The sequence below is a fragment of the Pseudomonas mandelii genome, assembly GCF_006438925.1.
Lineage (GTDB): Bacteria > Pseudomonadota > Gammaproteobacteria > Pseudomonadales > Pseudomonadaceae > Aquipseudomonas > Aquipseudomonas mandelii_C.
In genome coordinates this window covers 331229-355951 of record NZ_RCZA01000005.1, presented here as the reverse complement: position 1 = coordinate 355951, position 24723 = coordinate 331229, and the positions used below count along the sequence as shown (strand labels likewise).

The following is a 24723-nucleotide window of genomic DNA, read 5'->3' as shown; positions in this document are numbered from 1 at the left end:
GACGCGGTGCACGGTTCTTATTGGGGCGGATAGTGGAGCAGGGTGATCGATATGTTAATTGCATTGTTGGCATGCATTGATGTGTGAAACGGATCAATGTAACCCGTAAGGAATGATTCGCTGCCTATGCAGTCGGAGTTCTGGTACCGCGACATCACAGGAGGATCACCCCATGAACAGCAAATCCCTCATCGCCGCCTTGGCCATCGCCGCCGGCGTTGCCGGTATCAGTCCCATTGTTCAAGCGGATGACCCACCGCAAAAAACCGTCCAGCCGGGGGTTAACAACTCCCGCCAACTGGTGATGGGTGATCGCGCCCCGGACGTTTACCAGCGCAGCGAAAAAGCTTTGAGCAACTGGAAGCAGAAAGGCCTGAAAGCCCCGAAGGCTCAGGCGCAGTGGGTGCAGATTAACGACAAGTACATGATGGTGATGATTACCAACGGGACGATCGTGGATATCACGCCAGTGGAGCGTTAAACCGCAAGCAACATTTAGCCATTGAAGGCTGATTGAAATCGCCAGCGGTTCCGGTAAAGCTCGGCGGCGATTTCATTGACTGGATGTCAGGAGCAACGCATTGGAAAAGAAACCCCTCTACCGTAAGGTCAATACCCGCACTTGGGGTGTTTGGCGGAACGATTACACGGGACATTACCGGCATCAGCGCAATACCAAGAATGAAGTCAACAACGATGCGTCACGGGGTTCGATGCATGGAACCCGCCGGCACGGGTTCGATTACACGCCGTTGTTCCGTTTTCTACTGTCTCGCGTCGGTAGGCAATGGGATGAGGTTTTCAGCGAAGCGGTGGCTCGCCTCGATCGGCCTGAACCGGTGTTCTGGATGGTGGCTCTGCATGAAAACGAAAGGAAGGAGCAGGTGTGTCTGGGAGAGTCGAGCTACTTCAGCGGCTTGTATGTCGATGATCAAGGGTTTTTGCGGATCGTCAATCCTGAGCTGACGGCAGAGCGCATGACCCCTAACTGTTACTGCTGCACCCACACCTTCAATGGTGTTCCTTTTGGTCTGCGCAAGGACTGAACGGGTCAATCTACCCGGCTAGGGCTCAAAGTTTGTTCTCCCAACCGATACTGATTATTCCCACTGCGCTTCGCCTCATACATCGCCAGATCCGCAATATGAATCAACCGGTCCATGCTCGGCGCATGGTCCGGGAACACCGCGACCCCCAGACTGGTGCCGATGTGCCGTTGATCATTGCCGATGGTCACCGGTGGCGACAGTTCGACGAAGATTTTTTGGCAGATGCTGCGGGCTTCGTCTTGCAGGCTGTTGCCCTGGGACAGGCCTTGAAGGATGACCACAAACTCGTCGCCACCGATCCGGGCGACGGTATCGGTTGAACGCAGGATTTTCTTCAGTCGGGTGGCGGTGGTGATCAGTACCCGGTCGCCGGCGGCATGGCCGTAATGGTCGTTGATTGCCTTGAAACCATTGAGGTCGACAAATACCAGCGCAACTCTCGTGGCACTGATGCGCGCCTGTTCCAGCGCTTCGGACAGACGCTCTTCGAGCACCAGACGATTGGGCAGACCGGTCAGCGGGTCGAAGTGGGCCAGGTGTTGCAGGTAGCTGGCGGAGGCTTTTTCCTCGGTGATATCGCGTACCACACCCATCATCTTGATCGTTGCATCGTGGTCGTTCTTGACCACATTGCCGGTTTCCCGAAGCCAGCGGATCGTACCGTCGGGCCAGACCACCCGATATTCCTCGTCATGGTTGTCGCCGGTTTCCAGGCAGCGCAGCTCCCCGGCCCGGACCTTGGCCCGGTCGTCCGGGTGAACACATGAGCAAAACAGCGCGTAGGAGGGCGTTACATCGTCGATCTTGAAGCCGAACATGCCGTAGATCGCGTCCGACCAGTAGAGCTTGTCGGTGTCAACATCCCAGTCCCATGTGCCGATACGGGCGAAGTACTGGCTGCGCTTAAAGCGTTCGGCGTCACCGTCCTGACGGATGTTTTGTCCATCAGTCAGGCTGGTGATCAGCACGCGATACTCGGCCAGCTGCTTTTGCAGCGTGCGCTCGCGACAGATCAACGCGACGATCAGGGCTAGCATCAGTGAGCCGATGGTTGCGCTGGTCCAAACTACATTCATTCAGGAATTGCCGTCATGGCGTGTTGATCCGTACGGGTAGGTGTTGCTTATCTTAGTTCACGGTCACTGCAGAAACAGGTTTAAACCCCTCGTCAGGCGATCGGAATGGTTGCCAATCGGCTGCAAATCTGGGAAAACGGCGCCCATAAAGCCTTTCGGGCAAACGAACACACGAGTGAATGCAATGAATGACGAGCTTCAGGTAATCGACCTTGTACTAGGCGACGGCAAAGCCGCCGTCAAAGGCGCGCTGATCACCACGCAGTACCGTGGCTGGCTGGAAGATGGCACCGAGTTCGACTCTTCCTATAGCCGTGGTAAGCCTTTCCAGTGTGTGATTGGCACGGGTCGGGTGGTCAAAGGGTGGGATCAGGGAATTATGGGCATGCAGGTCGGTGGCAAGCGCAAGCTGTGGGTGCCTGCGCGTTTGGCCTATGGCGAGCGGACGATGGGGGGTATTCCCCCGCATTCGAATTTGATTTTCGAGATTGAACTGCTGGAAGTGCTGACGCGCGATGATTGATTGGCGTATTAGCTGAAATGACAAGAACCGCACTATCTGCTCACAGAAAGAGCGGTTTTTTTTGAACATTGATCAAGCCACCTCGCCACTATTTTTTCGCCAGCGCCTTCTATCTGGATGCTGTCTAAACCAGCGACTTTTGAATTTGATGATCAAATGTATCCAGAAAATCGTGCATGCCGATTTCTCCGAGATCTACAGCTTTAGCGCCGCCGGCCGCAATAAAGGTGACATCAGTGATACCTAGGACGTTCAGGATCAGTTTCAAATATTGGGTCGCAATGTCACGGTCTCTAATCGGGGAGTCGTGGGTGTATACACCTCCCGAGGCGAGCAGCACCGTTGCCTTTTTACCGGTCACCAGTCCTTTACCATCGAAGCCCAAGGTCAGGCCTTTACGTACCACGTGATCCACCCACGCCTTGAGCGCCGCAGGGACGTTATAGTTGTAGACCGGCGTTGAAATAACCAGGTGATCGGTTTCCAGCAACTCGGCCGCAAGCTCATCGGATAGCTGCAACACGGCTTTCATTTCAGGCGAATGTTCAGTTTCTGGGGTGAAATAAGCCTGTAACCAGGGGGCCGTCACGAACGTAAGCGAAGTGTCCGTTAGATCCCGTATTTTGATGGCGCCCCTAGGGTGTGCAGCTTGCCACGCGGCCACAAATCGGCGAGTGAGCTGCCGGGAGATTGAAGCATCCCCACGTGAGCTGGTTTCAATGCTGAGAAGCCTGGACATGGATGTAACTCCTGCGCGGTGACGCGGCGGTAGGTTTTGCGTTGTCGCTTTAGGCGATGTGCGACACACTCTACCCAATGCGATCTCTAAGCAGGAGTGATGTAAATATGATTGAGTCCATCTGTTTAAGTGATGGGTCATGATCGGAAATCTCAGCTTGGATCAGTTGCGGATCCTTGTAACCATTGCTGATACAGGCAGTTTCTCGGCAACGGGACGTCACCTGCGGCGTGCTCAATCTGCCATTAGCCAGTCGATTGCCACACTTGAGTCAGTTCAAGGTGTGAGGCTGTTTGATCGGAGCGGCCATCGTCCAACGCTCACTGAGGTAGGTAGAGTGCTAGTGGTTCAAGCGCGCGCAGTGCTGGCAAGCGCTGCCCAGTTTGAAGCAATGGCCGCCAGTACGGCAGCCGGGGTTGAGCCGGAGTTGGCTCTCGCCATAGACCCTTTAGTCCCTAGCGCACCGCTCATCGAAAGCCTGCGCGCTATCCGTGAGGCTTTTCCGCATCTGGCAGTGAGTTTTTCTACAGAAGGCTTAGGCGGCGCAGAGCGCCGATTGCGCAACGGCGATGCGGCACTGGCGCTTTGCACATTGATTCCGACAGTGCCCGACGATGTCACCGCACTGCCGCTGCTCAGCGTCGACTTGAGGCCAGTAGTAGCCAGCGGACATCCCTTGGCCATGTTAGGCCGTCGGGCAACAAGTGCAGACCTCAAGCCTTATGTGCAACTGGTACTTTCCGATCCGGTTTCTCCCGACGGCCCTAGCTATGGGGTGACGGGCAGTTACCAGTGGCGGTTTGTAGATCTGGCACGGCGGCTGGATTTTTTGCTCGCCGGGTTCGGTTGGTGTCGAATGCCAGAGCATCTGATTGCGGATCATCTGGCTTCAGGACGCCTCGTACCGCTTGAGTTGACCGCCGAACTTCAGCGCACACCAGACACACTGACGATCTACGCCGCGCACATGCAAAATCGCTCTTTAGGGAAAGCAGGCCGATGGCTTCTGAATGATCTGACCCGTCGTCTGTGCATGTGATGATATGAAGACGACTAACGTCAGCGGTTTGGTTATCCCGTTGGCCAAAGGGCCGCGACGATTAACCGCTAAGACTGAAAGGTTTCCCGGTAGGCATAAAGACCCGGTATTCCGCCGGTCATCACGAACAGCACGTTGTCCCCGGAACGATAGCGTCCTTGTCTGAGATCGGCCAACAGCCCGGCGAACGCTTTGCCGGAGTAGACCGGGTCGATCAACAGACCTTCGGCGCGAGCCATCAGGCGCACCGCTTCCTGCATCGCGGGCGTTGGCAGACCGTAACCGTCGCCCAACTGACTGCCGTCAATGGCGATCTCTTCAGCCTGCACAATGGCGCTACTGCCCAACAGCGCCAGTGCGTCCTGGGTCAGTTGCCGGGTTCTGGCCGCTGAACTGTCTTGATCGGATAAAACCGAATAGGACTTGACGATCGAGGTGCCTCGGCCCAGCAACTGGAAGCCCGCCGCGAGCCCGGCGTGGGTGCCGGCGCTGCCGTTGGGCACCACGACCTGATTGAAGCTGAGGCCGAATTCCGTCTCTTGCTGTGCGATCTCCGCCGCGCAGCGCGCATAACCGAGACTGCCCAGAGGTGTTGAGCCACCGGTGGGAATCACCAGCACGTTGCGCCCCGAATCCCGAAGTTGCGTGGCCCGTGTTTCGGCCACGGCGAGTGAGTCGCTGCCCCCGGCAAGTACCTGTAGCTGTGCGCCGAACAACTGGTCGAGCAGAACGTTGCCGTTGAGTTCGTAATCTACATCGGTTTTGGGGACGGCGCGGGTAAGGATCAGTTCACAGGCAAGGCCCAGGCGAGCACACACCGCAGCAGTCAGGCGCGCGTGGTTGGACTGAATGCCGCCCACGGTGATCACAGTGTCGACTCCGGCCGCCAGCGCTGCGCCGATATGGAATTCGAGTTTGCGCAGTTTGTTACCGCCACCGCCAATCAGCATATGATCGTCGCGCTTGAGAAACAGGCCGATTCCCTGCGACTTCAATCCCAGCAGTTGTTCGAGGCGTTCGGCGCGCTGAATGGGCGTGGGGCCTTGCAGAAGGTCTGCCCGCGCAAAAGAACTCAGTGACGTGTCCAGAAGGGTTTGCATCAATGGAGCCTCGTTGTTCGTTTTAATAATATGACTCTATGGAGAAAGCCCTTCGTGATAAACGCATTGCCGGTTATTACTCCTTTAACCTGATGTACTTAATCAAGCGTTCCGTTTCCTCCCTTCACAAGGCATGGTCATGAGCAAACTCAGGCAAATGGAAGTTTTCGTCGCCGTGGTCGAGGCGGGCAGCTTCGCCGATGCGGCCGGTGAAGTTGGCATGTCGGCGGTCATGGTTGGACGGCATATCCAGAGCCTGGAGAAAACCCTCAACACCCAGCTCATTCAACGCACCACCCGACGCCAATCCATCACCGGGGAGGGGCGGTTATTTTATGAAGAGGCCAAGCGGGCACTGGAACAGGTGAAGTACGCGTTCAGCCGGGTGGAGGCGTCGAGCCCGGAGCCCAGCGGCCTGTTGCGAATCACCGCACCGATGACCCTCGGCGTGGCCTTGGTCGGTCCTCTGGTGTCGGAATTCATGCAGTGTTATCCGCAGATCCAGGTCGAGTTGATTCTGAGCAATGAAGTGGTGGACCTGTACGAGACGTCATTCGATCTGGCGTTCAGGATTTCCGAACTGATCGGCGTGAATCTGCTGGCCAAGCCATTGCCACCGTATCGAATGGTGATCTGCGCATCGCCCCGGTACCTGGAAAAATGGCAGGAACCCCAATCCCCCGAAGACCTGCACCGACACAGAATCCTCACCCACACGTCCTGGAATAATCGGTTTGCCTGGCCTTTGAAAAGCGGCGCCAGCGAAGTCCCCTGGCCTGAAGGGGCGGTGCTGAAAAGCAATGACGGTCAAGTGCTGCTGCAGGCGGCCGTGGCCGGAGAGGGGATTTTGATGCAGCCCGATTTCCTGGTGTCGGCTGCCTTGGCCAATGGCGAACTCGTGCGGATCCTGGACGCCTATGCGCCGCCGCCCAAACCAGTACAGATGGTGTATCCACGCTCGCGAAAATCACTGCCCAAGTTGAAAGCCTTTATCGATTTTGTTGCGGATCGACTGGCGTGACTGGTGTGGATGCGGATTTTTCAGCAGGGTTTCGATAGGCTACGACGCATCTAAAACCAACGCCTTTGCGTGGGAGGGCGCGTGTCGTCAATCAACGAATATGCAGCTGCTGTTCAACTACTGGACGAAGCTTACCTGCGCTGGACCGGCCAAAGCCTGCCAGCCCCTGAGTCGCTGACCGGACCTGAGCGCTTGCACTGGTTACACGCGCACGCGCCATACAGCCTGCTGGCCCATGGCACCGAAGCCGATCCGTGCTTCTTCTACGCCAACGAACAAACGCTGGCCTGTTTCAAATACGATCGCTCGCAGTTCCTCGGCATGCCATCACGGTTCAGCGCTTCGCCACTGGACCGGGCCATGCGCCAGATGTTGCTGGAACAGGTCACGGCCAACGGGATTGCTCATGGCTACAGCGGTTATCGGGTGGATCGGAATGGCAATGCCTTCATGATTCACGAAGGCAAAGTCTGGACGCTGATCGATCAGCACGGTGAGCATCGGGGGCAGGCGGCACTGTTCTGGCCGGATGCGGAGCGTGTTGGTCAGGTTGATTGATTGCGCGTTTTGATCGTTCCCGGGGTCTTACGGCAAATCGCTAAACAGCGGAATACGCCCGTTCAGCGAAGGTCGGTAATGCCAGGTCAGGCGATCCAAAGCAGGCTTCATCGTCAGAATCTCCTTCAATGTAGCGCTGGCAATGCACTGAGCCAATATCTGCCCCGGACATTGATGCCGCCCAATACCAAAGGTGAAACTGCGCCGGTCTGGACGATCAAGAAGAAAGACGTCGGGATGGTCATTGAGCTGCGGATCACGATTAGCCGAAGCCAGCAGCACCAGAATCACGTCGCCGGGGTTCAGGCTTACCCCCTCGATTTCACAAGGCGCAGCGACAAACCGGCGGGTGTTCTGCACCGACGGGTCGAAGCGCTGAACTTCAGCGATCAAGTTGTCAACGGGTGTCGATTCGCTGTGCAACGACGGGTTTCGAATCAACGCCAACAGCGCATTCCCGATCAGCCCGGCGGTGGCTTCATAGGTCTGGGAAAACAGCCCGATCAGGTTGGCGATCAACATTTCGGAGTCGCTAGAGGTTGCCGCGAAGCGCTGGCGGATTCCGGCGAGCAGGGTGCTCTGATTGCCCGGGTCATCCAGCAGTTCAATGAAATAGCCGCTCAATTGTTCCGCCGCACCGTGCGCCGCCTCCAGTTGCGCTTGATCGCTCAGGGGCGACAGGCACGCGACGAAGTCCGCCGTCAGCTCGCTGATAACCCGGCCCTGAGCCGGAGAGAAGCCCAGCAATGCAGCCACCACGCAAACCGGCCCGCGGAACATCGCCTTGTACAACCCATCGGCGCCCGGGGTGATCAGGCGAGCGCCGACCAGTGCATTGACTTCATGGACATCAATCGACGCCAACCCTGGTTGAATTGCCGACCTTGGACAACGCTGCCGTTCGCCCTCATTCATCCGCATCAACTGACCAAAGACCTTGCCGGCCATCCCGCTGACAATCGCCTTGGGCACCGGCTCGTGGGACGGCCGGACATGACAGTCAGGGTGCGCTAGCACAGCCGCAACGGCTCGGGCGCTACTCGCCACCCACACTTTCAGTCCTTGGTGAAAAACCAGCCCGCCCTCAGCGCGCAGTTGCGCGTAATAGGGATAAGGGTCGGCGTGAGTCGCAGCGATGATCGGGTCCATGGGTCGCAGCCTTGTTCGTGGTTGGAAAAGTGTTGCTACTATCTCCAGTCCGAAAGGGCCTTGATTCGTCCGGGAGCGAAATATGAACGTAGAACAGCATGACATCGGCGTTTCTCACGTGGCGGCGGCCATCGCGGAACCGGCCCGGACGAAAATCCTCTGTTCGCTGATGGACGGCCACGCCCGCACCAGCACCGAGTTGGCGGCGATTGCCGAAGTCAGCGCCTCCACCGCCAGCGCGCACCTGGCCAAACTCAAGGAACTGGCGTTGGTGCGTTTGCATGTTCAGGGCCGCCATCGCTATTACAGCCTGACGGACAGGCGCGTCGCCCAGGCGCTGGAAGCGTTGATGGTGATCGGCCAGAACGCCGCGCCGACCTTCAATTCGCGCACCCCGGATCGCTTGCAATTCGCCCGCACGTGCTACGACCATATGGCCGGCACGTTGGCGGTGCTGCTGCATGACCGGATGATCGAAGCGGGGTGGCTGCTGGAAACCGATGAACAGGTCTATCAGCTGAGCGACAGCGGTGAGGCGTTGTTTGAAGGGTTGGGTATCGAGGTCAAGGACTTGAGCACGCTGCGTCGCCGCTTCGCTTGCCCATGTCTGGACTGGAGCATGCGTCGGCCGCATTTGGGCGGCTCACTGGGGGCGGCGTTGTTGCAAACGGCGATCAAGCGCAAATGGGTGACTCAAGACCTGGACAGCCGCGCGCTGGCGTTGACGGCGACGGGGCGAAAGGAGCTCAGTAGCCGGTTTGCCGTTGAACTGCCTGTTCAGGTATCGACAGCACAACCCGCATTCACCGAGACAAGGCGTCGCGCGAACGCCAGTTCGGCACCTTAGCGACTGGCCGAGGCCATCAGCACGCCGAAACCGGCGAAGGTCACGCCCGAGACTTTCGCCGCCAGCCAGGAACCCTTCGGGCTCGACAACCAGCCTTTGGCGGCATTGGCGAGCAAGGCATAGCTGCCATGGACGAGGATCACCAGTACGCCATAGGAGGCGACCAGTTTAAAAAACTGGGTAGAGAAGTGCGCTGAGGTGTCGATGAATTGCGGGAACACCGCCAGAAAGAAAAATACTGCCTTGGGGTTCAAAAACTGGATCGAAGCCGCTTCAAGGAAGCGATAGCCCGGGCTTGAGGGGCGCGTTTCAAGCAGCGTGTTGAAACCAGCCGAGCGCCAGCTTTTGTAACCCAGGTACAACAAATAGGCGGCCCCCGCGAATTTCAAGGCGGTAAAGGCGTTGGCTGAGGTGCTGAGGATCAGGCCGACACTGGTGGCGCTGATGGCGGCGACGATAAACGCACCCGACGCGATCCCCAGAATGCCTGGCACGGCCCCCGTCCAGCCGTGGCGCACCGCGTTGGACAGGGTCAGGACCACGCCAGGCCCTGGACTCAAAATGGTCAGGGTGGCAAACAGTAGAAAGAGTCCGTAGCTGTTCATGTCTTGCTCCGTCAGGTGGCGCTAGCTGCGTGCTGGCAGATTGGCGTGACGACGTGGGCGTGACAAACGCTTTAATTGCGGTGCATATGTGACTAAATTAGACGCATGATAAATCCACTACCGCCGCTTAATGCTGTTCGCGCCTTCGCTGTTGCTGCTCGTCATCAGAGTTTCAGCCTGGCGGCCGAAGAGCTGCATGTCAGTCACAGTGCCGTCAGCCGGCACATCAAATTGCTTGAGGAGCACCTGGGTGTGCTGCTGTTCGAGCGTCGTATCCGTCAATCGGTGCTGACGCCGGCCGGTCAGCGCTTTTATGAGCAGGTCAGTGCCGGGCTGGCGCAGATCGCCAACGCTGCGGCTGAACTCAAGCAGCACGCCTCGCTGCCGACCGTGAAGATCAATGTCCGTCCGTCCTTTGCCATGCTTTGGCTGATGCCCAGGCTGGCGGATTTCAATACGCAGCACCCGGACATCAAACCGCAGGTAATCACCCAGACCCAGGCGCCCGATCATGCACGCGACGGGTTCGACATCGTCATTCGCCGTGGTCGTGACGACTGGGCGCCGGCGATTGAGGCGCGAGCCCTCTTCGAAGACGAATTGTTGTTGGTCGCGGCGCCTTCGCTGATCCAGCGCCTGGCCCTTGAAGACCTCGCGTCCCTTAGCCGGCACACGTTACTGACCGCCAAGGCGCGTCGCGAAGATTGGCACAACTGGGCCCTGCATTTTGGTCAAGGCCAGTCCGCCACTCAGGTCACCCGGCAGTTTGACCACATGCACCTGGTGCTTGAGGCCGCCGTAGAAGGACAGGGCATTGCCTTGTGCCCGACCTCTTTGCTGGGCTCCCACCTCTCGAGCGGTCGCCTGATCTGCCCGTTGCCCGAGTTGCGAATGCCGTTGCCGCGTTATTACTACGGTGTCGCGCCGGATGTGACGGCGCAGACCCGGGTGTTTGTGGAGTGGTTGTTTGCCCGGATTGCTCAGGATGGGCTTCAAGGCATCTGACGAACCCAGGGCTCTAAACGACTTACTCTTATCGGTCTAAGGGTAAATCCGCTATCTATGGATACTCCTCGGCCACCTTCCTAACAGGTCATCGGCGCAGGGCCATATGGCCATGGAATCCAATAATTCTCATGTACTCAGACAAGCCTCCCCACTTGAGAGGTCGGCACTAGCATATAGTTTTCGCGCCAACAACTGCTTCAGTAGACAGGTATATGGTTTTTCGTGGCTTGTTAATGTCTGCACCCAGAGAGGGCAGCCTTAATGGCGAAGAACATAAATGTCGATGAGGGAGCAAGTGATGGGTGCAAGAAAGGGGTTTGATGAATTCACCATAAAGTATGACGATATTCATCGGGCGTACTGGACCAATACATTAAGTGAAGACGACCTTAAGCATTGGCACGAAGAACGGCTTAACACTGTGCTCCGACACGTCAAGAGCAAATCCGTTTTCTACGGCAAGCACTTTAAAGATATCGATGTCGAAGGCGTCACGCTGGCAAATCTTTCTTCACTGCCTTTTACCACCAAGGACGATTTGAGAGGGTCCATGCTGGACATTTTGTCTGGCACGCTGGAAGGCAGCATTTATTATTATGAAACCACCGGCACGACCGGCCCGGCGACGCCTTGCCCGCGAGATAAAAAAGAAAGTTACGCGAGTAACAAACAACTCGCGATGGCCTATCAGGCGGTGTTGGAGAAACATTTCCCTACGGAGAAAACCGTTGTAGGCGTCATGGGGCCGACTGAGGTGCATTCGTTCGGTGACACCTTGGGTGATGTCTGTCATCAGCTGGGTGTTTGTAACGCCAAAATCTGGCCACATTCCCCGGTCATTGGCTATCCCAAGACGCTCCAGTTGATGAAAGACTTGCGTATCGGCGTAGTCGCTTCGGCCCCGGGTCTGCTGCTGGCACTGGCCAAGGAAGCCGAGCGGCTGGGCCTCAACCCGCGCGAGGACTTTCATTTGCGGGCGTTCATGATGAGCGGTGAACTGTGTACGCCAGCCCTGAAGAACAACTTGTACAGCCTCTGGGGCTGTGAAGCGTACAACAGTCTATATGGCTCCCAGGAAGCAATGATCATTGCCGCTGCCAATACCAGCGACCAATTGATGCCTCATCGGCTCAATTACATCTTTGAGGTGTTGAACCCGCAAACGGGCGAAAGTCTGGGTGACAGCGGCGAGGGTGAGCTGTGTGTCACCATGCTGATCGACGGCGTGAAACCTTTGATTCGCTACCGTACGGGCGACCTGGTCTCCATTCAAAAAGCCCCGAAACAACCGATCGCCCTCGCGCAAGTGATGAAAGTGGTCGGGCGTGTCAAAGACGCCATGACCCTGAACGGCAAAGCCTTCACGGCGGGCCAGATCGAGCAGGCGCTACTTGAAGGTGTCGAGCAATGCCTGGGGTATCAAATCGTTATCAACTGCGTGAACAGCAGGGATACGGTGATCGCCAAAATGGAAATGTCCAGGTTTTACCAAGGTGATCGCAGCCAATTGACGCTGCTGATTCGAGAGCGTGTGCGTGAGCGCCTAGGGGTGGAGGCGACCATCATGATGGTCGATGACCTTGATGATCACGTGAATCTGGGCAGTTGGTTCAGCTGGAAAGAAGCGCGAATTGTTGACCAGCGCAGCCGATAGTCGAGGGCCCTGTATGAGCATGTCCGTGCAAATCGTGTCGGCGAAAAGTGAACTGTTCCAGAAAGTCCGCGCTTTAAGATCGCGCTACATTGGTGACAACCCCGCCAGCGAGGAAAGCTTTTCCGATACCGAGGCAATACGCGATACCGACTCGTACCACATGGCTTATCTGGATGGAAACGAGATTGTCGGCGCCATTCGAATTACCCCGTTAGGGCATGGCATAAGCTTTGTCGAGCGGGTCGTTAATGTGGGGCATTACTTTGCTCATCCAATGGATTCTTTTGATGCCAATCGGCTGGTGCTGGATGAAAAGTACCGAGGCGGTTTGCACTTAAGGTTCTTTCTTTTACAAACAGCCATTTGGTTGAAGGCCAATACGCAATTTCGATACATCTCGGCATTGTGTCGGGGGCGCCTGGCTGCCTTGTATGTCGATATTGGAGGGCATGTTCTGGCCGACGACATTACTTGGACGAACCGTCAATCATCACGTGATTACAGTTTGGTTTACCTGGAACTGGAAACCGTCTTTAACACCATTAAAGGGAAAGTAGCTCATGGATAAATTTTTTAAAGAACTGGATGCCATTGTCGACAGTGGATGGGCCAAAATCAAAAAAGGTCGCTATTGGAATCACAGTCTTGAGCAGACCATTACGGTCGAGCTTTATCAGCAGGTAATGCTTCAGGTTTATCATTACACCCGGTTCAACTCGATCAATCAGGCGGCTTGTGCGTTCAGCGCGGATCCGTCCCAGACAACGCTGCTGCGGTTCGTTTACAAGCACGCGCTTGAAGAGCTGGGCCACGAGAAAATGGTCATTCGTGACTTGGAATCCATCGGTGCCTTGCCTGCGTCGATGCCTGCACCGCTTCCTCCCACTCAGGCACTGATCGCTTATCTGAACGATGTGGCCATCCGCCTGGGGCCGATTGCCCGTTTGGGGTACAGCTATTGGGCGGAAGAAGTGTATGACCACATCCAGCCCATCCTGAATAAGTTCCGCGTAGACCTGGGGCTTAAAGACGAGCAGATGACGTTCTTTGTCGCTCATTCGACTATCGATGAAAAGCATTCCGAAGAAGTGCGCCTGGCGATGCAGCGCGCGGTGAAGACGGATGAAGAGCGCGCGCTGATCAAAGAAGTGGCGAGGGTGACGTTGTACCTCACTGGCCAGTTGCTGGAAGAGTCGCTGCTGGAATATGAACGTCTCGCCCACGCCACATTGGCCAAGGCGTCCTGACCTGATGAAGCTGATCGTCATTGTCGGGTCAAACCGGGCACACGGGGTCAGCAGTCGGGTGGTGTCGTTGATTCGACGCCACCTGGAAGGACGCGCCTCGGTCGAAGATCTCTGGCTTCGCGATTACCGTATCGACTACTGCGATGCCGATAACGCCTGTTCACTCATCGATTGTTCCCTGCAGGACGATGTCGCCAAGATCGTTGATGAAATGGTCAAAGCGGACGCCATCCTGTACCTGCCGGTGATGCATGCCTATGGAACCAACAGCCGTTTCCAGGCGTTTCTGGAGCGCGTGGGCTATGGCTTCATGCGTCCCCGGGAGCGCCCGTTAAGCGACAAGCTTGCAGCGGTGGCGGTGGTGGGGCGTCGATACGGTCACACGGCGGTATTTGGCCAGGTGGTACTCAACGTACTGTTGAACAAAATGGTGTTGGTCGGTTCGGGGTTTCCGGCCACGTTCAACACGCAACTCGTTCAGGACCCGGAAGCGGAGCAGGCACTGCGCGAAACCCTGGATCGCCTCGTCGAGCACTATCACAAGTTGAACGAACGACCCCGTCGCGGCGCCGAGCGTTTGCGCCTACTCAAACAAGTACAATTTCAAACGGGATGATGGATAAATGCCTATTCGAGATTCTTTGATAGCCGTGCTGGTGGCGTTCTTGTGGGGGGCACAAGTGACGGCGGTTAAAATTGGCGGGCAAGAGCTTCCGCCTATTCTGATGGTCGCGATGCGCTTCGCCTTGATGGCCGCTGTGTTGATGCCTTTTTGCGGAATCCCCAAACGCAGCGAATGGCTTCCAGTGTTCTGGATTGCTTCTCTGGTAGGGGCGCTCCATTTCGGATTGCTGTACTGCGGCATCTCGCGAGTGGATGCGTCGACGTCTGCCATCGCTTACCAACTGGCGACACCTTTCACTCTGTTGCTGGCCTTTGCGGTATTGGGGGAGCGTATCGCATTGCCCGTCGTAGGGGGAATTGTCATCGCGCTGCTAGGCGTGCTGACGGTGCTGGGCGGCGTCGGCAAGGGCGGTGCGCTGTCGGGCATATTGCTGGTGATTGCTGCGGCTTTTGTCTTCGCCGTAGGAACGCTGCTTACCAAGCGATGGGGACCTTTCAACCCGGTGGCGATCAGCGCGTGGACAGCATTGATCGCTGCGCCGGAGTTGCTGATTGTTTCGGCTGCGGTTGAGGGGCACGCGTGGGGTTCAGTCCTCACGGCCAGCCCGACGGCCTGGGCCGCTGTGTTGTATACCGCGGTCAGTGGTGGGCTGATCGGATTTGGCCTGTGGTATTGGCTGTTGGGCAGACACCCTGTCCAGCGGTTGACGCCGTTTCTGTTATTGGTGCCGGTGTTTGCCGTCGCAGTCAGCCAGCTTCTCCTGAAAGAAGGCCTGTCGCTGAGCCTCGTCGTCGGCGGTGTGGCGGTTTTGGCCGGTGTCGGGCTTTGCCAGGTTCGCCTGCAACCCAGGCAGGTTTGCGCAGGCAACAACCCGGCCGATTAATCGGCGAACCCGTTGGGAGGTGATTTTTCATGAAGTGGCCAGGACAGTTGGCGTTGTTCGCCTTGCGTTGGCAAAACCGGTTTCGCTACGGACTCAAAATCCGCCGCTGGAAGGCAAAGGGTTACGATATCGCCTATTTGCACTCGAGCGGCCGCGAGGCCGGGCCCACCTTGGTGTTCCTTCATGGATTAGGGGCCAGTAAGGATCAGTGGGGGCCGCGGATTTATTCGTTGGTGCAGGCTTACAATTGCATTTTTCTGGATCTTCCCGGTGAAGGCGAGTCCTCGTTCGACGGCACGCAAAGCTACGGTCCCGCGGCTCAAGTGGAGCGGCTGAAGGCGTTTTTTGATGCGCAATCCCTCAACGACGTCGTATTGATCGGCAGTTCCATTGGCGGCTGCATCGCCTGCCTTTATGCCGCCGCCTATCCGGCTGCGGTGTCCGGTTTAATCGCAATGGCGCCCGCCGGCTTGCCGGCGGTAAGGCCAAGTCCAGCGATGAGCCAGTTTTTTGAGTCTGGCAAGCATCCGTTTGGTTATCGGTCTGTCAGTGAAATGCAGGGGCTTTGGGCGATCGTATTTACTCGAGCCCCCAAGGTCCCGGCCTTTCTGGCAAAGGCTCTGGCTATCAAGGGCGCGCTTCGCTATGCGAAGGTCGGGAAAATATTGGGGGACTTCAAGGGCGCAGGCCTCTACCCGCTTCAAAGGCGGCTAGCTGACGTTCAGGCCCGGACCTTGATTGTGTGGGGGAGCAATGATCGGGTGTTTGATGTTTCCTGTCTGGACGAGGTCAACAGCCTCTTGCCGCAGGCAAGTGTCTGCATCATCGAGGGTGCCGGGCATGTTCCGTATCTGGAATATGCCGACCAGACCCTGGACGCTATCCAGCGGTTTCTTGACTGACGGCGATTTTTGGAACACCTGGTAAAGCCTGGGTAATTGTAGGTTGACCGGTATTGAACCTATGAGTAGTATCCGATGGGCATTCAGGGATAACTCCTGCAATGCCTTTCAAGACACAGGAAGTCTTAAATGTATTACCGACTATCAGTGCTGAAAAATTCCCTCGGATCCTCATCCGAGTCCAACACTGCCCATCTTTCGGTTTTCAAAAGCAATATCTGGCGTCGCTAATTCAGCATCCGCCGGTGTCTTGCTGTCTGTTTCAGTCAAACACCCAAAAACAGTGATTAATTAAATAGCCGAGCGCTGTGGTTCGATCTTTCGTGGTTGTACTTTCGAAAGTCGTACTGCACGAAGGGTGCGGTAAAGTTCTGTCTCTTTTCCGAGGCACCTCTTTGCATGACCCTGTGCGTCCGCCTGTTTGACGGATCCTCTAAATCAATAATTAAGCTGATTGAACTGCTTGGCAGTTTGAGGCGTCGGCCTGTGCGTTCGACTCTCATCTGTGTAAGCGTTTGGCAATAATAAAGGAGTGATTTATGAGTACGATACCCACCCCCATCAGTGTTCAGTTACACACTGAACGCTTGAAGTGCGATCCGCTTGCTGTATATGAAGCGGCTGCAAAAGCGTTAGGGCCCGATAAGACCTTTATTCTCGAATCGCTGTCTGGCCCCAGCCGCGATCGTAAGGCGACTATCATCGGGATGGAGCCATTACTGGAAGTTAAGATTTATGAGGGGTACGCGACACTTGAGGGTAATGAGCGGCTCATAGCTCATTTAAGAAGTTCACTGTCGGAGCGGGGAATTATTCTGGACGGCAGTGGAAATATTGGCATTGATTCGAACGATGCCGTATGGGATTTATTACGTACGTTACAAACACCTTTTGATGTACCACGCCAGTCTAATCCCAGCCTCGCTTTTTTTGGTTACCTCTCCTATGACAGTGTCAGGTTTGTCGAAAATATTCCGGACCTGACCGAGCGAACCAATAACTATCCGATTATTGCCTTGACCGTGTTTCAGACGCTGGTGTATTTCCACGCCAACGGAACCGTGGACGTCATGGTTAACAATTGTTCTCTATGGAAGTCCCGCAGCACCGATGACTATGTCGCGCTGTTGGCCGATGCTGGGGGCATGGCGGCTTCTGACGCGCCGATTGTTTACCCTTCCGTTACGGTTGCTCGCGATACCGTGGAAAAAGAGCAGTTCCTTGGTTGGGTCGACACGGCGCTGGAGCACATTCGCCAAGGTGATATCTATCAAATTCAATTGGGCCACGAAGTTCAGGTTGATACGCCGATCAAGCCTTTTGACGTATATCGGGCATTGCGCAAAAACAACCCGTCACCTTACATGTACCTGGCTAATTTGGGCGGGGTCGACTTGATCGGCGCCAGTCCCGAATTGTTTGTCCGCATCAAGGATGAGCTGATCGAGATGAGACCGATCGCCGGAACCGTCGGAAAAACCCCCGGTGTACCCTCCAGCGAGTTGATCTTGAGCATGACGCGCTCTGAAAAAGAGCGGGCGGAGCATTTGATGCTGGTGGATTTGTGCAGGAACGATATCGGTCGCGTCTGCCAGCCAGGATCACTTGAGGTCGACGAGTTGATGTTGGTAGAGGAGTACTCTCATCTCTATCACATGGTGTCAAACGTTCGCGGTTTATTGCGAAAAGGGTTTGATGCCTTTGATGTTATCAAGGCGTCTTTTCCGGCAGGAACCATGACAGGCGCGCCGAAGATTCGGGCGATGCAGATTATCGAAAGCATGGAAAACAACCGCCGTGGAATATATGCCGGAGCAGTCGGCCTTATCGGGTTTGATGGCAGCGTCAATACGGCGTTGTGTATTCGTTCGGCAGTTCATAAAGACGGCACTTATTACTTGCGGGCTTCCGCAGGGGTCGTCGCAGACTCGGTTCCGGATAAAGAGTGGACTGAAACATTCTACAAAATGGGTTCTGTTTATCGCGCCGTTACCGGAAAGGAGATGCTGCAATGAAAGTTTTTCTGATTGATGCGTATGACAGCTTTGTATTTATTATCAGTCAGTACCTTGAGCAGTTAGGTCTGGAAACCCACGTAGAGCGCAATGATGTTCCGGATCTGATTAAAAGGATTGAAGCGTATGGCCCGGACTTTTGTGTACTGGGACCTGGACCCGGTCATCCACGGGACGCCGGATATATCGAGGTGATCCAGCACTTTAAAGGGCGTCTGCCTATATTGGGTGTATGCCTTGGGCATCAGGCAATCGGCCTGGCCTTCGGTGGCTCGGTCATTCGGGCTGCCCATGTCATGCATGGAAAGGTCAGCATGATAGAAAACGACGGCCAAGGTGTGTACGCCCATACCAGCGGCAAGTCGATCAAGGCGACACGCTACCATTCGCTGATTATCGATAACAAAGACCTGCCCGAGGAGTTGGCCGTGACATCCAACTCAAGTGATGACGGATACATCATGGGGGTGCGGCATGTTGAGCATCGGATAGAGGGTGTCCAGTTTCATCCCGAGAGCATTTTGACGGAGGATGGCCTTGGAATATTTAAAAGTTTTATAGAACAGCACTGTCGCAAAGCAGAGGTATAAGCGGCGGGAACGGGTTGCTTCTACCGCAACCCGTGTTTTCAATGTTGCAGTATCGAAAAAAAAGCTTCTATGAGTGCAGGGATTCATCGTGGATGACTTATATAGATATAGAAATAAAGAACCCCTGAGGATTAACTTCGAAGAGGTATTGGATGATTTCTCCGTTCTGGCCAAGGATTTGCACCGGCGTGACTGGGAAAGCCATTTACGCAAGGTGCTGCGTCGAATCGGTTATGACCGCTACTTGCTGAGCCTGGGCTCCTCTACAACGAATGACCCCTTTAATAGGATCATAACGTCTTACCCTTCTGATTGGCTCAGGCAATACAAGGATGAGAACTTTATTCAAGTGGACCCGATAATCAGGCATTGTCGTCACCACTTTGTGCCGCTCTTTTGGGGGGCAGCACGGGGGCAGGCGCGGGGCAGGTCTAATGAGTTCTGGAAGGCACGCGAGGGGTACGGCCTTTTACAAGGGGTTAGCATTCCTTTGCGGTGTAATGAAAAGTTCGGGTCACTCAATGTCGCTCAATGTATGAATTCTAATGACGAGTTCGACGATGACCTGAATGCCGCCCTGGGGAGGCTATTCATGCTGATTCCGTTCCTTTTGGAAGGCTCACAGAAACACTTGAAAGAACCAGGCGAGCAATTCTGCAGCCTGACCCTGCGAGAGTGTGAAGTGCTGAAATGGTCTGGAGTGGGTAAAACGACTTGGGAAATGAGCTGCATCCTGGGCTGTTCGGAACGCACCATCAACTTTCATATCGCCAATGCCAGTCGAAAACTGGGCTCTTTCAGCCGTCGGCAAGCGGTAGGCGTGGCGTTAGCGCAGGGTTTGATTTCACTGTAGCAAACGATCTGTTTATCTCTTCCAGTTGACCGGTGTGCAGCGGCCAGCGAACCCGGCTTACGAGGCCCTGGCAATCATCCGTCCAATCGGCATTTTTGTTTCTGTATTTTCCGGGATTGCGTGAAGAGCCTAAAAAAACCCCCCATCGCCAGGGCAATGGAGGGCTTCGATGCAGCGGGGGTGTCAGATCAAACCTTGACGATCCAGCCCGCTGGCGCTTCGATGTCGCCAGTCTGTACGCCCGTCAGCTCTTTGTAGAGCCTCTGGGTGACCGGGCCGACGTCAGTTTCGCTGTGGAACACGTGCAGTTTGTCGTTGTAGCTGATGCCGCCGATCGGTGTGATCACTGCGGCAGTACCGCAAGCACCGGCTTCCTTGAAGTCGGACAGCTTGTCGATGAACACGTCGCCTTCGACCACTTCCAGGCCCAGACGCGATTTTGCCAGCTCGATCAACGACAGACGGGTGATGCCTGGCAGGACCGACGGCGAGTTCGGGGTCACGAACTTGTTGTCGTGGGTGATCCCGAAGAAGTTGGCCGAGCCGACTTCTTCGATTTTCGTGTGGGTCATCGGGTCCAGGTAGATGCAGTCGGCGAAGTGGGCTTTCTTGGCCTGGGAACCTGGCATCAGGCTGGCCGCGTAGTTACCACCGACCTTGGCTGCACCGGTGCCTTGTGGGGCGGCGCGGTCGTAGCTGGAGATCAGGAAGTTGTGCGGGGTCAGGCCGCCCTTGAAGTAGGCACCGACCGGGATGGCGAAGATCGAGAAGATGAACTCGGGGGCGGTACGCACGCCGATGTTGTCACCCACACCGATGACGAACGGACGCAGGTACAGCGCGCCGCCGGTGCCGTAAGGCGGGATGAAACGCTCGTTGGCGCGGACCACTTCCTTGCAGGCTTCGACGAACTGTTCGGTGGACACCTGTGGCATCAGCAGGCGCGCGCAGCTGCGTTGCATGCGTGCGGCATTCTGGTCCGGGCGGAACAGGTTGATCGAACCGTCCTTGCAACGATAGGCCTTCAGCCCTTCGAAGCATTGCTGGCCATAGTGAAGGGCAGTGGAACCTTCGCTGATGTGCAGCACATTGTCTTCGGTCAGGGTGCCTTTGTCCCACTCGCCATTACGCCAGTGCGACAGATAGCGCTTGTCTGTCTTGATGTAGTCAAAACCCAACTTGTCCCAATTGATGCTTTCGTTACCCATGACACCCTCTATCACTTAACAACCGCCGAAACGGTTCAAGGCTTCTGACGTTTTTCTGGATGGGGACAACAATACTTCATTCCGGGCCTGTTACGCAGCCCGCAATTCGATCTCTGCGACCATCGATGCACCCGATGTAGCAGCTGTCGAGCACCGCGAGGCAGCGTTCGGCGACGAAGTCGTCGCAAAACCAGCCATCGCGTTCTTTTATGTAGACCGCGTGGGGCGAATTACGACGACTTCGTCGCCGAACGCTGCCTCGCGGTGCTCGACAGCTGCTACAGGGTTTTGCGTTCGTCGTTACAGATGCAACGCGTGGCCCAAGGCCCGCAACGCCGCTTCCTGTACCGCTTCGCCGAGCGTCGGATGCGCGTGGATGGTGCCGGCAATGTCTTCCAGTCGGGCGCCCATTTCCAGGCTCTGGCCAAAAGCAGTCGACAACTCCGAAACACCCACACCGACTGCTTGCCAGCCAACAATTACATGATTGTCACGCCGCGCCACGACCCGTACGAAGCCGCTTTTCGATTCCAGCGTCATCGCCCGACCATTGGCCGCAAACGGGAAGCTGGAAACGATGCAGTCCAGACCCGCCGCCTTGACGTCGTCCGGGGTCTTGCCGACCACCACCAGTTCCGGGTCGGTAAAGCACACGGCGGCGATGGCAGTCGGGTTGAACTCACGGGATTTACCGCTGATCAGTTCGGCAACCATCTCGCCCTGAGCCATGGCCCGGTGCGCGAGCATCGGTTCGCCGCTCACGTCGCCAATGGCATACACGTTGCGCATGCTGGTCTGGCAGCGGTTGTCGATCTTGATCGCCGAGCCGTTCATGTCCAGGTTCAAACCTTCGAGATTCCAGCCCTGGGTGTTCGGTTTGCGGCCGACGGCCACCAGTACCTGATCGGTTTCCAGGTTCAGGGTGTCGCCATCCGGGTCAAGAACTTGCAGTGTATTACTAGCAGAATCAAAGCCTTGGACGCTGTGCTTCAAGTAAAGCTTTATGCCGAGCTTTTTCAGTTCGTCATGCACAGGCTGTGTGAGTTCGGCGTCATAGGCCGGCAGGATGCGATCCTGAGCCTCGACCACGCTGACCTCGGCGCCGAGCTTGCGATAGGCAATCCCCAGCTCCAGACCGATGTAACCGCCACCGACCACGATCAGCCGTTTCGGCACGGACGTCGGCACCAGGGCTTCGGTAGAAGAGATGATCGGGCCGCCAATCGGCAGCATCGGCAGATTCACGCTTTTCGAACCGGTGGCCAGCACCAGGTGCTCGCACTGAATGCGCGTGTCGCCGACTTCTACGGTTTTACCATCAATGACTTTCGCAAAACCTTGAATAACCTGAATTTTGTTCTTTTTCAGCAGCGCCGAAACGCCCGTGGTCAGGCGATCAACGATGCCGTCCTTCCACTCGACACTCTTGCTGATATCGAGCGTCGGCGCCGACACGCTGATGCCCAGCGCCGAGTGCTGGCTGTGGTGCTGCGTCTGGTGAAACTGTTCGGCGACGTGGATCAACGCCTTGGACGGAATGCAGCCGATGTTCAGGCACGTACCGCCCAGGGATTCGCCTTCGACCAGAATGGTCGAGATGCCCAGCTGACCGGCACGAATCGCCGTCACATAACCGCCAGGGCCGCCACCGATGATCAGCAGCGTGGTGTTTAAAGTTTGCATGCCTGCTCCACTAAAAATTAGTCCACAAACAAGGTTGCGGGTTGTTCGAGCAAGCCGCGAATGGCCTGGATGAATTGCGCCGCGTCCATGCCATCGACCACGCGGTGATCGAAGGAGCTGGAGAGGTTCATCATCTTGCGAATCACGATCTGGCCTTTGACGACCATCGGGCGTTCGACGATTTTGTTGACGCCCACGATCGCCACTTCCGGCAAGTTCAGCACCGGGGTGCTGACGATACCGCCCAAGGCGCCGAGGCTGGTCAGGGTGATGGTCGAACCGGACAATTCATCGCGGCTGGCCTTGCCATTGCGGGCAGCGGTAGCGAGGCGAGAAATTTCCTGAGCGCTGTCCCACAGGCTGCGGGTTTCGGCGTGACGGACCACTGGCACCATCAAACCGATGTCGGCTTGGGTGGCGATGCCCACGTGCACCGCGCCGAGGCGGGTGATGACCTGGGCTTCGTCGTCGTAACGGGCGTTGATTTGCGGGAAGTCGCGCAGGGCAACGACCAACGCGCGGACCAGGAACGGCAGCAAGGTCAGCTTGCCGCGGGTCGCGCCGTGTTTTTCGTTCAGATGAGCGCGCAGTTCTTCCACGGCGGTGACGTCGATTTCTTCGACGTAACTGAAGTGAGCGGCGCGCTGAGTGGCGTCCTGCATGCGCTGGGCAATCTTGCGGCGCATGCCGATGACCGGGATTTGTTCTTCGTCGTTGCGCTGGGCGTAAGCGGCGGCAGCGGTGGATTGCGGCTGCTGACCCTGGGCCAGATAGACATCGAGGTCTTCGTGCAGCACCCGACCGGCAGGGCCGGTGCCACGCACCAGGCGCAACTGGATACCGAGGTCCAGCGCATGTTTGCGCACGGCCGGTGAGGCCAGCGGACGTTCATCAGCTTCGCGAGCGACCATTGGGCCCTGGCATACGGCAGCTCGCGGCGCTGCAGCGGCAACCGGTTTGCTTTCAACTGCGGGTACAACTTTCGGTGCCGCAACCGGTGCTTCTTTAACAGGTGCAGGCTGAGCCGACTCTTTAACGTTGCCCGCGCCTTCGACTTCAATGCTGATCAGGATGCTGCCAACCGCCATGACTTCGCCGGGCACACCGCCCAGCGCAATCACTTTGCCGTTCACCGGCGAAGGAATGTCGACCATCGCCTTGTCGGTCATGACATCGGCGAGTACCTGATCTTCGACGACCATGTCGCCGACTTTGACGTGCCAAACCGACAATTCAACTTCTGCAATGCCTTCACCAATGTCCGGCATTTTAATAACGTGCGTGCCCATTCAGACCTCCATAACCCGATGCAAAGCCGCGCCCACTCGGGACGGACCAGGGAAATACGCCCACTCTTGTGCGTGCGGGTAGGGAGTGTCCCAACCGGTGACGCGTTCGATAGGCGCTTCCAGGTAATGGAAGCAGTGCTCTTGCACCAGGGCGACCAGTTCGGCGCCGAAGCCGCAGGTACGGGTCGCTTCGTGAACAATCACGCAACGGCCGGTTTTTTTCACCGACTTGACGATGGTCTCCAGATCCAGCGGCCACAGGCTGCGCAGGTCGATCACTTCAGCGTCGATACCGGTTTCTTCAGCAGCGACTTGCGACACGTAAACGGTGGTGCCGTAGGTCAGGATGGTCACGTCCTTGCCCGGACGGGCAATGGCGGCGACGTCCAGCGGCACGGTGTAGTAACCATCCGGCACTTGCGCAGCCGGGTGTTTCGACCACGGCGTTACAGGGCGGTCGTGGTGGCCGTCGAACGGGCCGTTGTACAGGCGTTTTGGCTCGAGGAAGATCACCGGGTCATCGTTTTCGATGGAGGCGATCAGCAGGCCTTTGGCGTCGTAAGGGTTGGACGGCATAACCGTGCGCAAGCCGCATACCTGGGTAAACATCGCCTCGATACTTTGACTATGGGTCTGGCCGCCGTAGATGCCGCCGCCGCAAGGCATGCGTAAGGTCATCGGCGCGGTGAACTCGCCGGCCGAGCGATAACGCAGGCGGGCGGCTTCGGAAATGATCTGGTCCGACGCCGGGTAAACGTAGTCGGCGAACTGGATCTCGGCCACCGGGCGCAGACCGTAGGCGCCCATACCGACGGCGACGCCGACGATGCCGCTTTCGGAGATCGGCGCATCGAACACCCGGGAGGTGCCGTACTTGGTCTGCAGGCCTTCGGTGCAACGGAACACGCCACCGAAGTAGCCGACGTCCTGGCCGAACACCACGACGTTGTCGTCACGCTCAAGCATCACATCCATGGCCGAGCGCAGGGCCTGGATCATGGTCATGGTGGTCGTGGTCATGGCGGTTTCCAACTCGATTTTGTTGTTGTGATCGTTCATG

The 24723-nt window shown here is 56.7% G+C and carries 26 protein-coding genes; 17 read left to right on the top strand and 9 right to left on the bottom strand.

The annotated features are described in order from the left end of the window. Window positions 1-172 precede the first annotated feature (172 nt). Entirely contained in the window at window positions 173-481 is a 309-nt protein-coding gene (locus EAH74_RS14070; protein WP_123368255.1) for an RcnB family protein, read from the top strand. Window positions 482-581: 100 nt separating this feature from the next. Next, a complete protein-coding gene (locus EAH74_RS14065; RefSeq protein ID WP_140679263.1) occupies window positions 582-1046 on the top strand; it encodes a hypothetical protein in 465 nt (154 codons plus the stop codon). A 5-nt stretch (window positions 1047-1051) separates the two neighbouring features. Here the strand turns inward: EAH74_RS14065 and EAH74_RS14060 are convergent, their stop codons facing one another. After that, window positions 1052-2125 carry a sensor domain-containing diguanylate cyclase gene (locus tag EAH74_RS14060; protein ID WP_140679261.1) on the bottom strand — a complete coding sequence of 358 codons (1074 nt, stop codon included), beginning with the start codon at window positions 2123-2125 and terminating at the stop codon, window positions 1052-1054. A 184-nt stretch (window positions 2126-2309) separates the two neighbouring features. Here EAH74_RS14060 and EAH74_RS14055 point away from each other — a divergent pair, with 184 nt between their 5' ends. Then, window positions 2310-2648 (top strand): FKBP-type peptidyl-prolyl cis-trans isomerase, encoded by a 339-nt coding sequence (locus EAH74_RS14055; RefSeq protein ID WP_140679259.1) that lies wholly within the window; start codon window positions 2310-2312, stop codon window positions 2646-2648. A 124-nt stretch (window positions 2649-2772) separates the two neighbouring features. Here EAH74_RS14055 and EAH74_RS14050 read toward each other — a convergent pair whose 3' ends face one another. Further along, window positions 2773-3387 (bottom strand): FMN-dependent NADH-azoreductase, encoded by a 615-nt coding sequence (locus EAH74_RS14050; protein ID WP_140679257.1) that lies wholly within the window; start codon window positions 3385-3387, stop codon window positions 2773-2775. 139 nt (window positions 3388-3526) lie between these two features. Here EAH74_RS14050 and EAH74_RS14045 point away from each other — a divergent pair, with 139 nt between their 5' ends. After that, complete coding sequence (locus EAH74_RS14045; protein ID WP_140679255.1) at window positions 3527-4426, top strand: LysR family transcriptional regulator; 900 nt, start codon at window positions 3527-3529, stop codon at window positions 4424-4426. 68 nt (window positions 4427-4494) lie between these two features. On the opposite strand, the gene EAH74_RS14040 is transcribed toward EAH74_RS14045, so the two are convergent. Beyond that, window positions 4495-5526, bottom strand: coding sequence for a D-cysteine desulfhydrase family protein (locus EAH74_RS14040; protein WP_140679253.1), 1032 nt, complete (start codon window positions 5524-5526; stop codon window positions 4495-4497). Window positions 5527-5665: 139 nt separating this feature from the next. Between EAH74_RS14040 and EAH74_RS14035 the strand changes: the two genes are divergently transcribed. Together EAH74_RS14035 and EAH74_RS14030 are read left to right on the top strand one after the other, a co-directional pair. Then, entirely contained in the window at window positions 5666-6547 is an 882-nt protein-coding gene (locus EAH74_RS14035) for a LysR family transcriptional regulator (protein ID WP_140679251.1), read from the top strand. A gap of 81 nt (window positions 6548-6628) precedes the next feature. Next, window positions 6629-7105: an MEKHLA domain-containing protein gene (locus tag EAH74_RS14030; protein WP_140679249.1), complete on the top strand. Its 477-nt coding sequence runs from the start codon at window positions 6629-6631 to the stop codon at window positions 7103-7105. A gap of 27 nt (window positions 7106-7132) precedes the next feature. On the opposite strand, the gene EAH74_RS14025 is transcribed toward EAH74_RS14030, so the two are convergent. Next, the gene (locus EAH74_RS14025; protein ID WP_140679248.1) at window positions 7133-8254 is read right to left on the bottom strand and encodes a cytochrome P450; all 1122 of its coding nucleotides are present in this window, start codon (window positions 8252-8254) and stop codon (window positions 7133-7135) included. Window positions 8255-8336: 82 nt separating this feature from the next. On the opposite strand from EAH74_RS14025, the gene EAH74_RS14020 reads away from it, so the two are divergent. After that, window positions 8337-9101, top strand: a complete 765-nt coding sequence (locus EAH74_RS14020) for an ArsR/SmtB family transcription factor (RefSeq protein WP_140679246.1) — start codon at window positions 8337-8339, stop codon at window positions 9099-9101. Here EAH74_RS14020 and EAH74_RS14015 read toward each other — a convergent pair. Continuing rightward, window positions 9098-9706, bottom strand: a complete 609-nt coding sequence (locus EAH74_RS14015; protein WP_140679244.1) for a LysE family translocator — start codon at window positions 9704-9706, stop codon at window positions 9098-9100. The genes EAH74_RS14020 and EAH74_RS14015 overlap by 4 nt on opposite strands. A 105-nt stretch (window positions 9707-9811) precedes the next feature. Between EAH74_RS14015 and EAH74_RS14010 the strand changes: the two genes are divergently transcribed. From EAH74_RS14010 to EAH74_RS13965, 10 genes are all read left to right on the top strand, one after another. Then, window positions 9812-10711 carry a LysR substrate-binding domain-containing protein gene (locus EAH74_RS14010; protein WP_140679242.1) on the top strand — a complete coding sequence of 300 codons (900 nt, stop codon included), beginning with the start codon at window positions 9812-9814 and terminating at the stop codon, window positions 10709-10711. 301 nt (window positions 10712-11012) lie between these two features. Next, window positions 11013-12368 carry a phenylacetate--CoA ligase family protein gene (locus EAH74_RS14005; RefSeq protein WP_140679240.1) on the top strand — a complete coding sequence of 452 codons (1356 nt, stop codon included), beginning with the start codon at window positions 11013-11015 and terminating at the stop codon, window positions 12366-12368. Window positions 12369-12381: 13 nt separating this feature from the next. Continuing rightward, window positions 12382-12936: an acetyltransferase gene (locus tag EAH74_RS14000; protein WP_140679238.1), complete on the top strand. Its 555-nt coding sequence runs from the start codon at window positions 12382-12384 to the stop codon at window positions 12934-12936. Beyond that, window positions 12929-13615, top strand: coding sequence for an iron-containing redox enzyme family protein (locus EAH74_RS13995; RefSeq protein ID WP_140679226.1), 687 nt, complete (start codon window positions 12929-12931; stop codon window positions 13613-13615). Before EAH74_RS14000 ends, EAH74_RS13995 begins: the two co-directional genes overlap by 8 nt. A 4-nt stretch (window positions 13616-13619) precedes the next feature. Next, entirely contained in the window at window positions 13620-14231 is a 612-nt protein-coding gene (locus EAH74_RS13990) for a flavodoxin family protein (RefSeq protein ID WP_140679224.1), read from the top strand. Window positions 14232-14265: 34 nt separating this feature from the next. Beyond that, entirely contained in the window at window positions 14266-15123 is an 858-nt protein-coding gene (locus EAH74_RS13985; protein WP_240050514.1) for a DMT family transporter, read from the top strand. Between the two features lie 29 nt (window positions 15124-15152). Next, window positions 15153-16025 (top strand): alpha/beta fold hydrolase, encoded by an 873-nt coding sequence (locus EAH74_RS13980; protein ID WP_140679220.1) that lies wholly within the window; start codon window positions 15153-15155, stop codon window positions 16023-16025. Window positions 16026-16564: 539 nt separating this feature from the next. Then, window positions 16565-18040 carry an anthranilate synthase component I family protein gene (locus tag EAH74_RS13975; RefSeq protein WP_140679219.1) on the top strand — a complete coding sequence of 492 codons (1476 nt, stop codon included), beginning with the start codon at window positions 16565-16567 and terminating at the stop codon, window positions 18038-18040. Continuing rightward, the gene (locus EAH74_RS13970; RefSeq protein ID WP_140679217.1) at window positions 18037-18630 is read left to right on the top strand and encodes an anthranilate synthase component II; all 594 of its coding nucleotides are present in this window, start codon (window positions 18037-18039) and stop codon (window positions 18628-18630) included. The genes EAH74_RS13975 and EAH74_RS13970 overlap by 4 nt, the downstream gene beginning before the upstream one ends. A gap of 88 nt (window positions 18631-18718) precedes the next feature. Then, window positions 18719-19483, top strand: coding sequence for a LuxR family transcriptional regulator (locus EAH74_RS13965; protein ID WP_140679215.1), 765 nt, complete (start codon window positions 18719-18721; stop codon window positions 19481-19483). A 188-nt stretch (window positions 19484-19671) separates the two neighbouring features. Here EAH74_RS13965 and EAH74_RS13960 read toward each other — a convergent pair whose 3' ends face one another. From EAH74_RS13960 to EAH74_RS13945, 4 genes are all read right to left on the bottom strand, one after another. Beyond that, window positions 19672-20691, bottom strand: coding sequence for a branched-chain amino acid aminotransferase (locus EAH74_RS13960; protein WP_140679213.1), 1020 nt, complete (start codon window positions 20689-20691; stop codon window positions 19672-19674). Between the two features lie 300 nt (window positions 20692-20991). Then, entirely contained in the window at window positions 20992-22374 is a 1383-nt protein-coding gene (gene lpdA, locus EAH74_RS13955) for a dihydrolipoyl dehydrogenase (RefSeq protein ID WP_140679211.1), read from the bottom strand. A gap of 17 nt (window positions 22375-22391) precedes the next feature. After that, a complete protein-coding gene (locus EAH74_RS13950; RefSeq protein WP_140679209.1) occupies window positions 22392-23663 on the bottom strand; it encodes a dihydrolipoamide acetyltransferase family protein in 1272 nt (423 codons plus the stop codon). Next, window positions 23664-24722: an alpha-ketoacid dehydrogenase subunit beta gene (locus EAH74_RS13945; RefSeq protein WP_140679207.1), complete on the bottom strand. Its 1059-nt coding sequence runs from the start codon at window positions 24720-24722 to the stop codon at window positions 23664-23666. Window position 24723: the final 1 nt, after the last annotated feature.

Coding starts and splice junctions, on each gene's coding strand:
- EAH74_RS14070 (WP_123368255.1), top strand. CDS start 173: ATGAACAGCAAATCCCTCATCGCCGCCTTGGCCATCGCCGCCGGCGTT.
- EAH74_RS14060 (WP_140679261.1), bottom strand. CDS start 2,125: ATGAATGTAGTTTGGACCAGCGCAACCATCGGCTCACTGATGCTAGCC.
- EAH74_RS14055 (WP_140679259.1), top strand. CDS start 2,310: ATGAATGACGAGCTTCAGGTAATCGACCTTGTACTAGGCGACGGCAAA.
- EAH74_RS14050 (WP_140679257.1), bottom strand. CDS start 3,387: ATGTCCAGGCTTCTCAGCATTGAAACCAGCTCACGTGGGGATGCTTCA.
- EAH74_RS14045 (WP_140679255.1), top strand. CDS start 3,527: ATGATCGGAAATCTCAGCTTGGATCAGTTGCGGATCCTTGTAACCATT.
- EAH74_RS14040 (WP_140679253.1), bottom strand. CDS start 5,526: ATGCAAACCCTTCTGGACACGTCACTGAGTTCTTTTGCGCGGGCAGAC.
- EAH74_RS14035 (WP_140679251.1), top strand. CDS start 5,666: ATGAGCAAACTCAGGCAAATGGAAGTTTTCGTCGCCGTGGTCGAGGCG.
- EAH74_RS14025 (WP_140679248.1), bottom strand. CDS start 8,254: ATGGACCCGATCATCGCTGCGACTCACGCCGACCCTTATCCCTATTAC.
- EAH74_RS14020 (WP_140679246.1), top strand. CDS start 8,337: ATGAACGTAGAACAGCATGACATCGGCGTTTCTCACGTGGCGGCGGCC.
- EAH74_RS14015 (WP_140679244.1), bottom strand. CDS start 9,706: ATGAACAGCTACGGACTCTTTCTACTGTTTGCCACCCTGACCATTTTG.
- EAH74_RS14010 (WP_140679242.1), top strand. CDS start 9,812: ATGATAAATCCACTACCGCCGCTTAATGCTGTTCGCGCCTTCGCTGTT.
- EAH74_RS14005 (WP_140679240.1), top strand. CDS start 11,013: ATGGGTGCAAGAAAGGGGTTTGATGAATTCACCATAAAGTATGACGAT.
- EAH74_RS14000 (WP_140679238.1), top strand. CDS start 12,382: ATGAGCATGTCCGTGCAAATCGTGTCGGCGAAAAGTGAACTGTTCCAG.
- EAH74_RS13995 (WP_140679226.1), top strand. CDS start 12,929: ATGGATAAATTTTTTAAAGAACTGGATGCCATTGTCGACAGTGGATGG.
- EAH74_RS13990 (WP_140679224.1), top strand. CDS start 13,620: ATGAAGCTGATCGTCATTGTCGGGTCAAACCGGGCACACGGGGTCAGC.
- EAH74_RS13980 (WP_140679220.1), top strand. CDS start 15,153: ATGAAGTGGCCAGGACAGTTGGCGTTGTTCGCCTTGCGTTGGCAAAAC.
- EAH74_RS13975 (WP_140679219.1), top strand. CDS start 16,565: ATGAGTACGATACCCACCCCCATCAGTGTTCAGTTACACACTGAACGC.
- EAH74_RS13970 (WP_140679217.1), top strand. CDS start 18,037: ATGAAAGTTTTTCTGATTGATGCGTATGACAGCTTTGTATTTATTATC.
- EAH74_RS13960 (WP_140679213.1), bottom strand. CDS start 20,691: ATGGGTAACGAAAGCATCAATTGGGACAAGTTGGGTTTTGACTACATC.
- lpdA (WP_140679211.1), bottom strand. CDS start 22,374: ATGCAAACTTTAAACACCACGCTGCTGATCATCGGTGGCGGCCCTGGC.
- EAH74_RS13950 (WP_140679209.1), bottom strand. CDS start 23,663: ATGGGCACGCACGTTATTAAAATGCCGGACATTGGTGAAGGCATTGCA.
- EAH74_RS13945 (WP_140679207.1), bottom strand. CDS start 24,722: ATGAACGATCACAACAACAAAATCGAGTTGGAAACCGCCATGACCACG.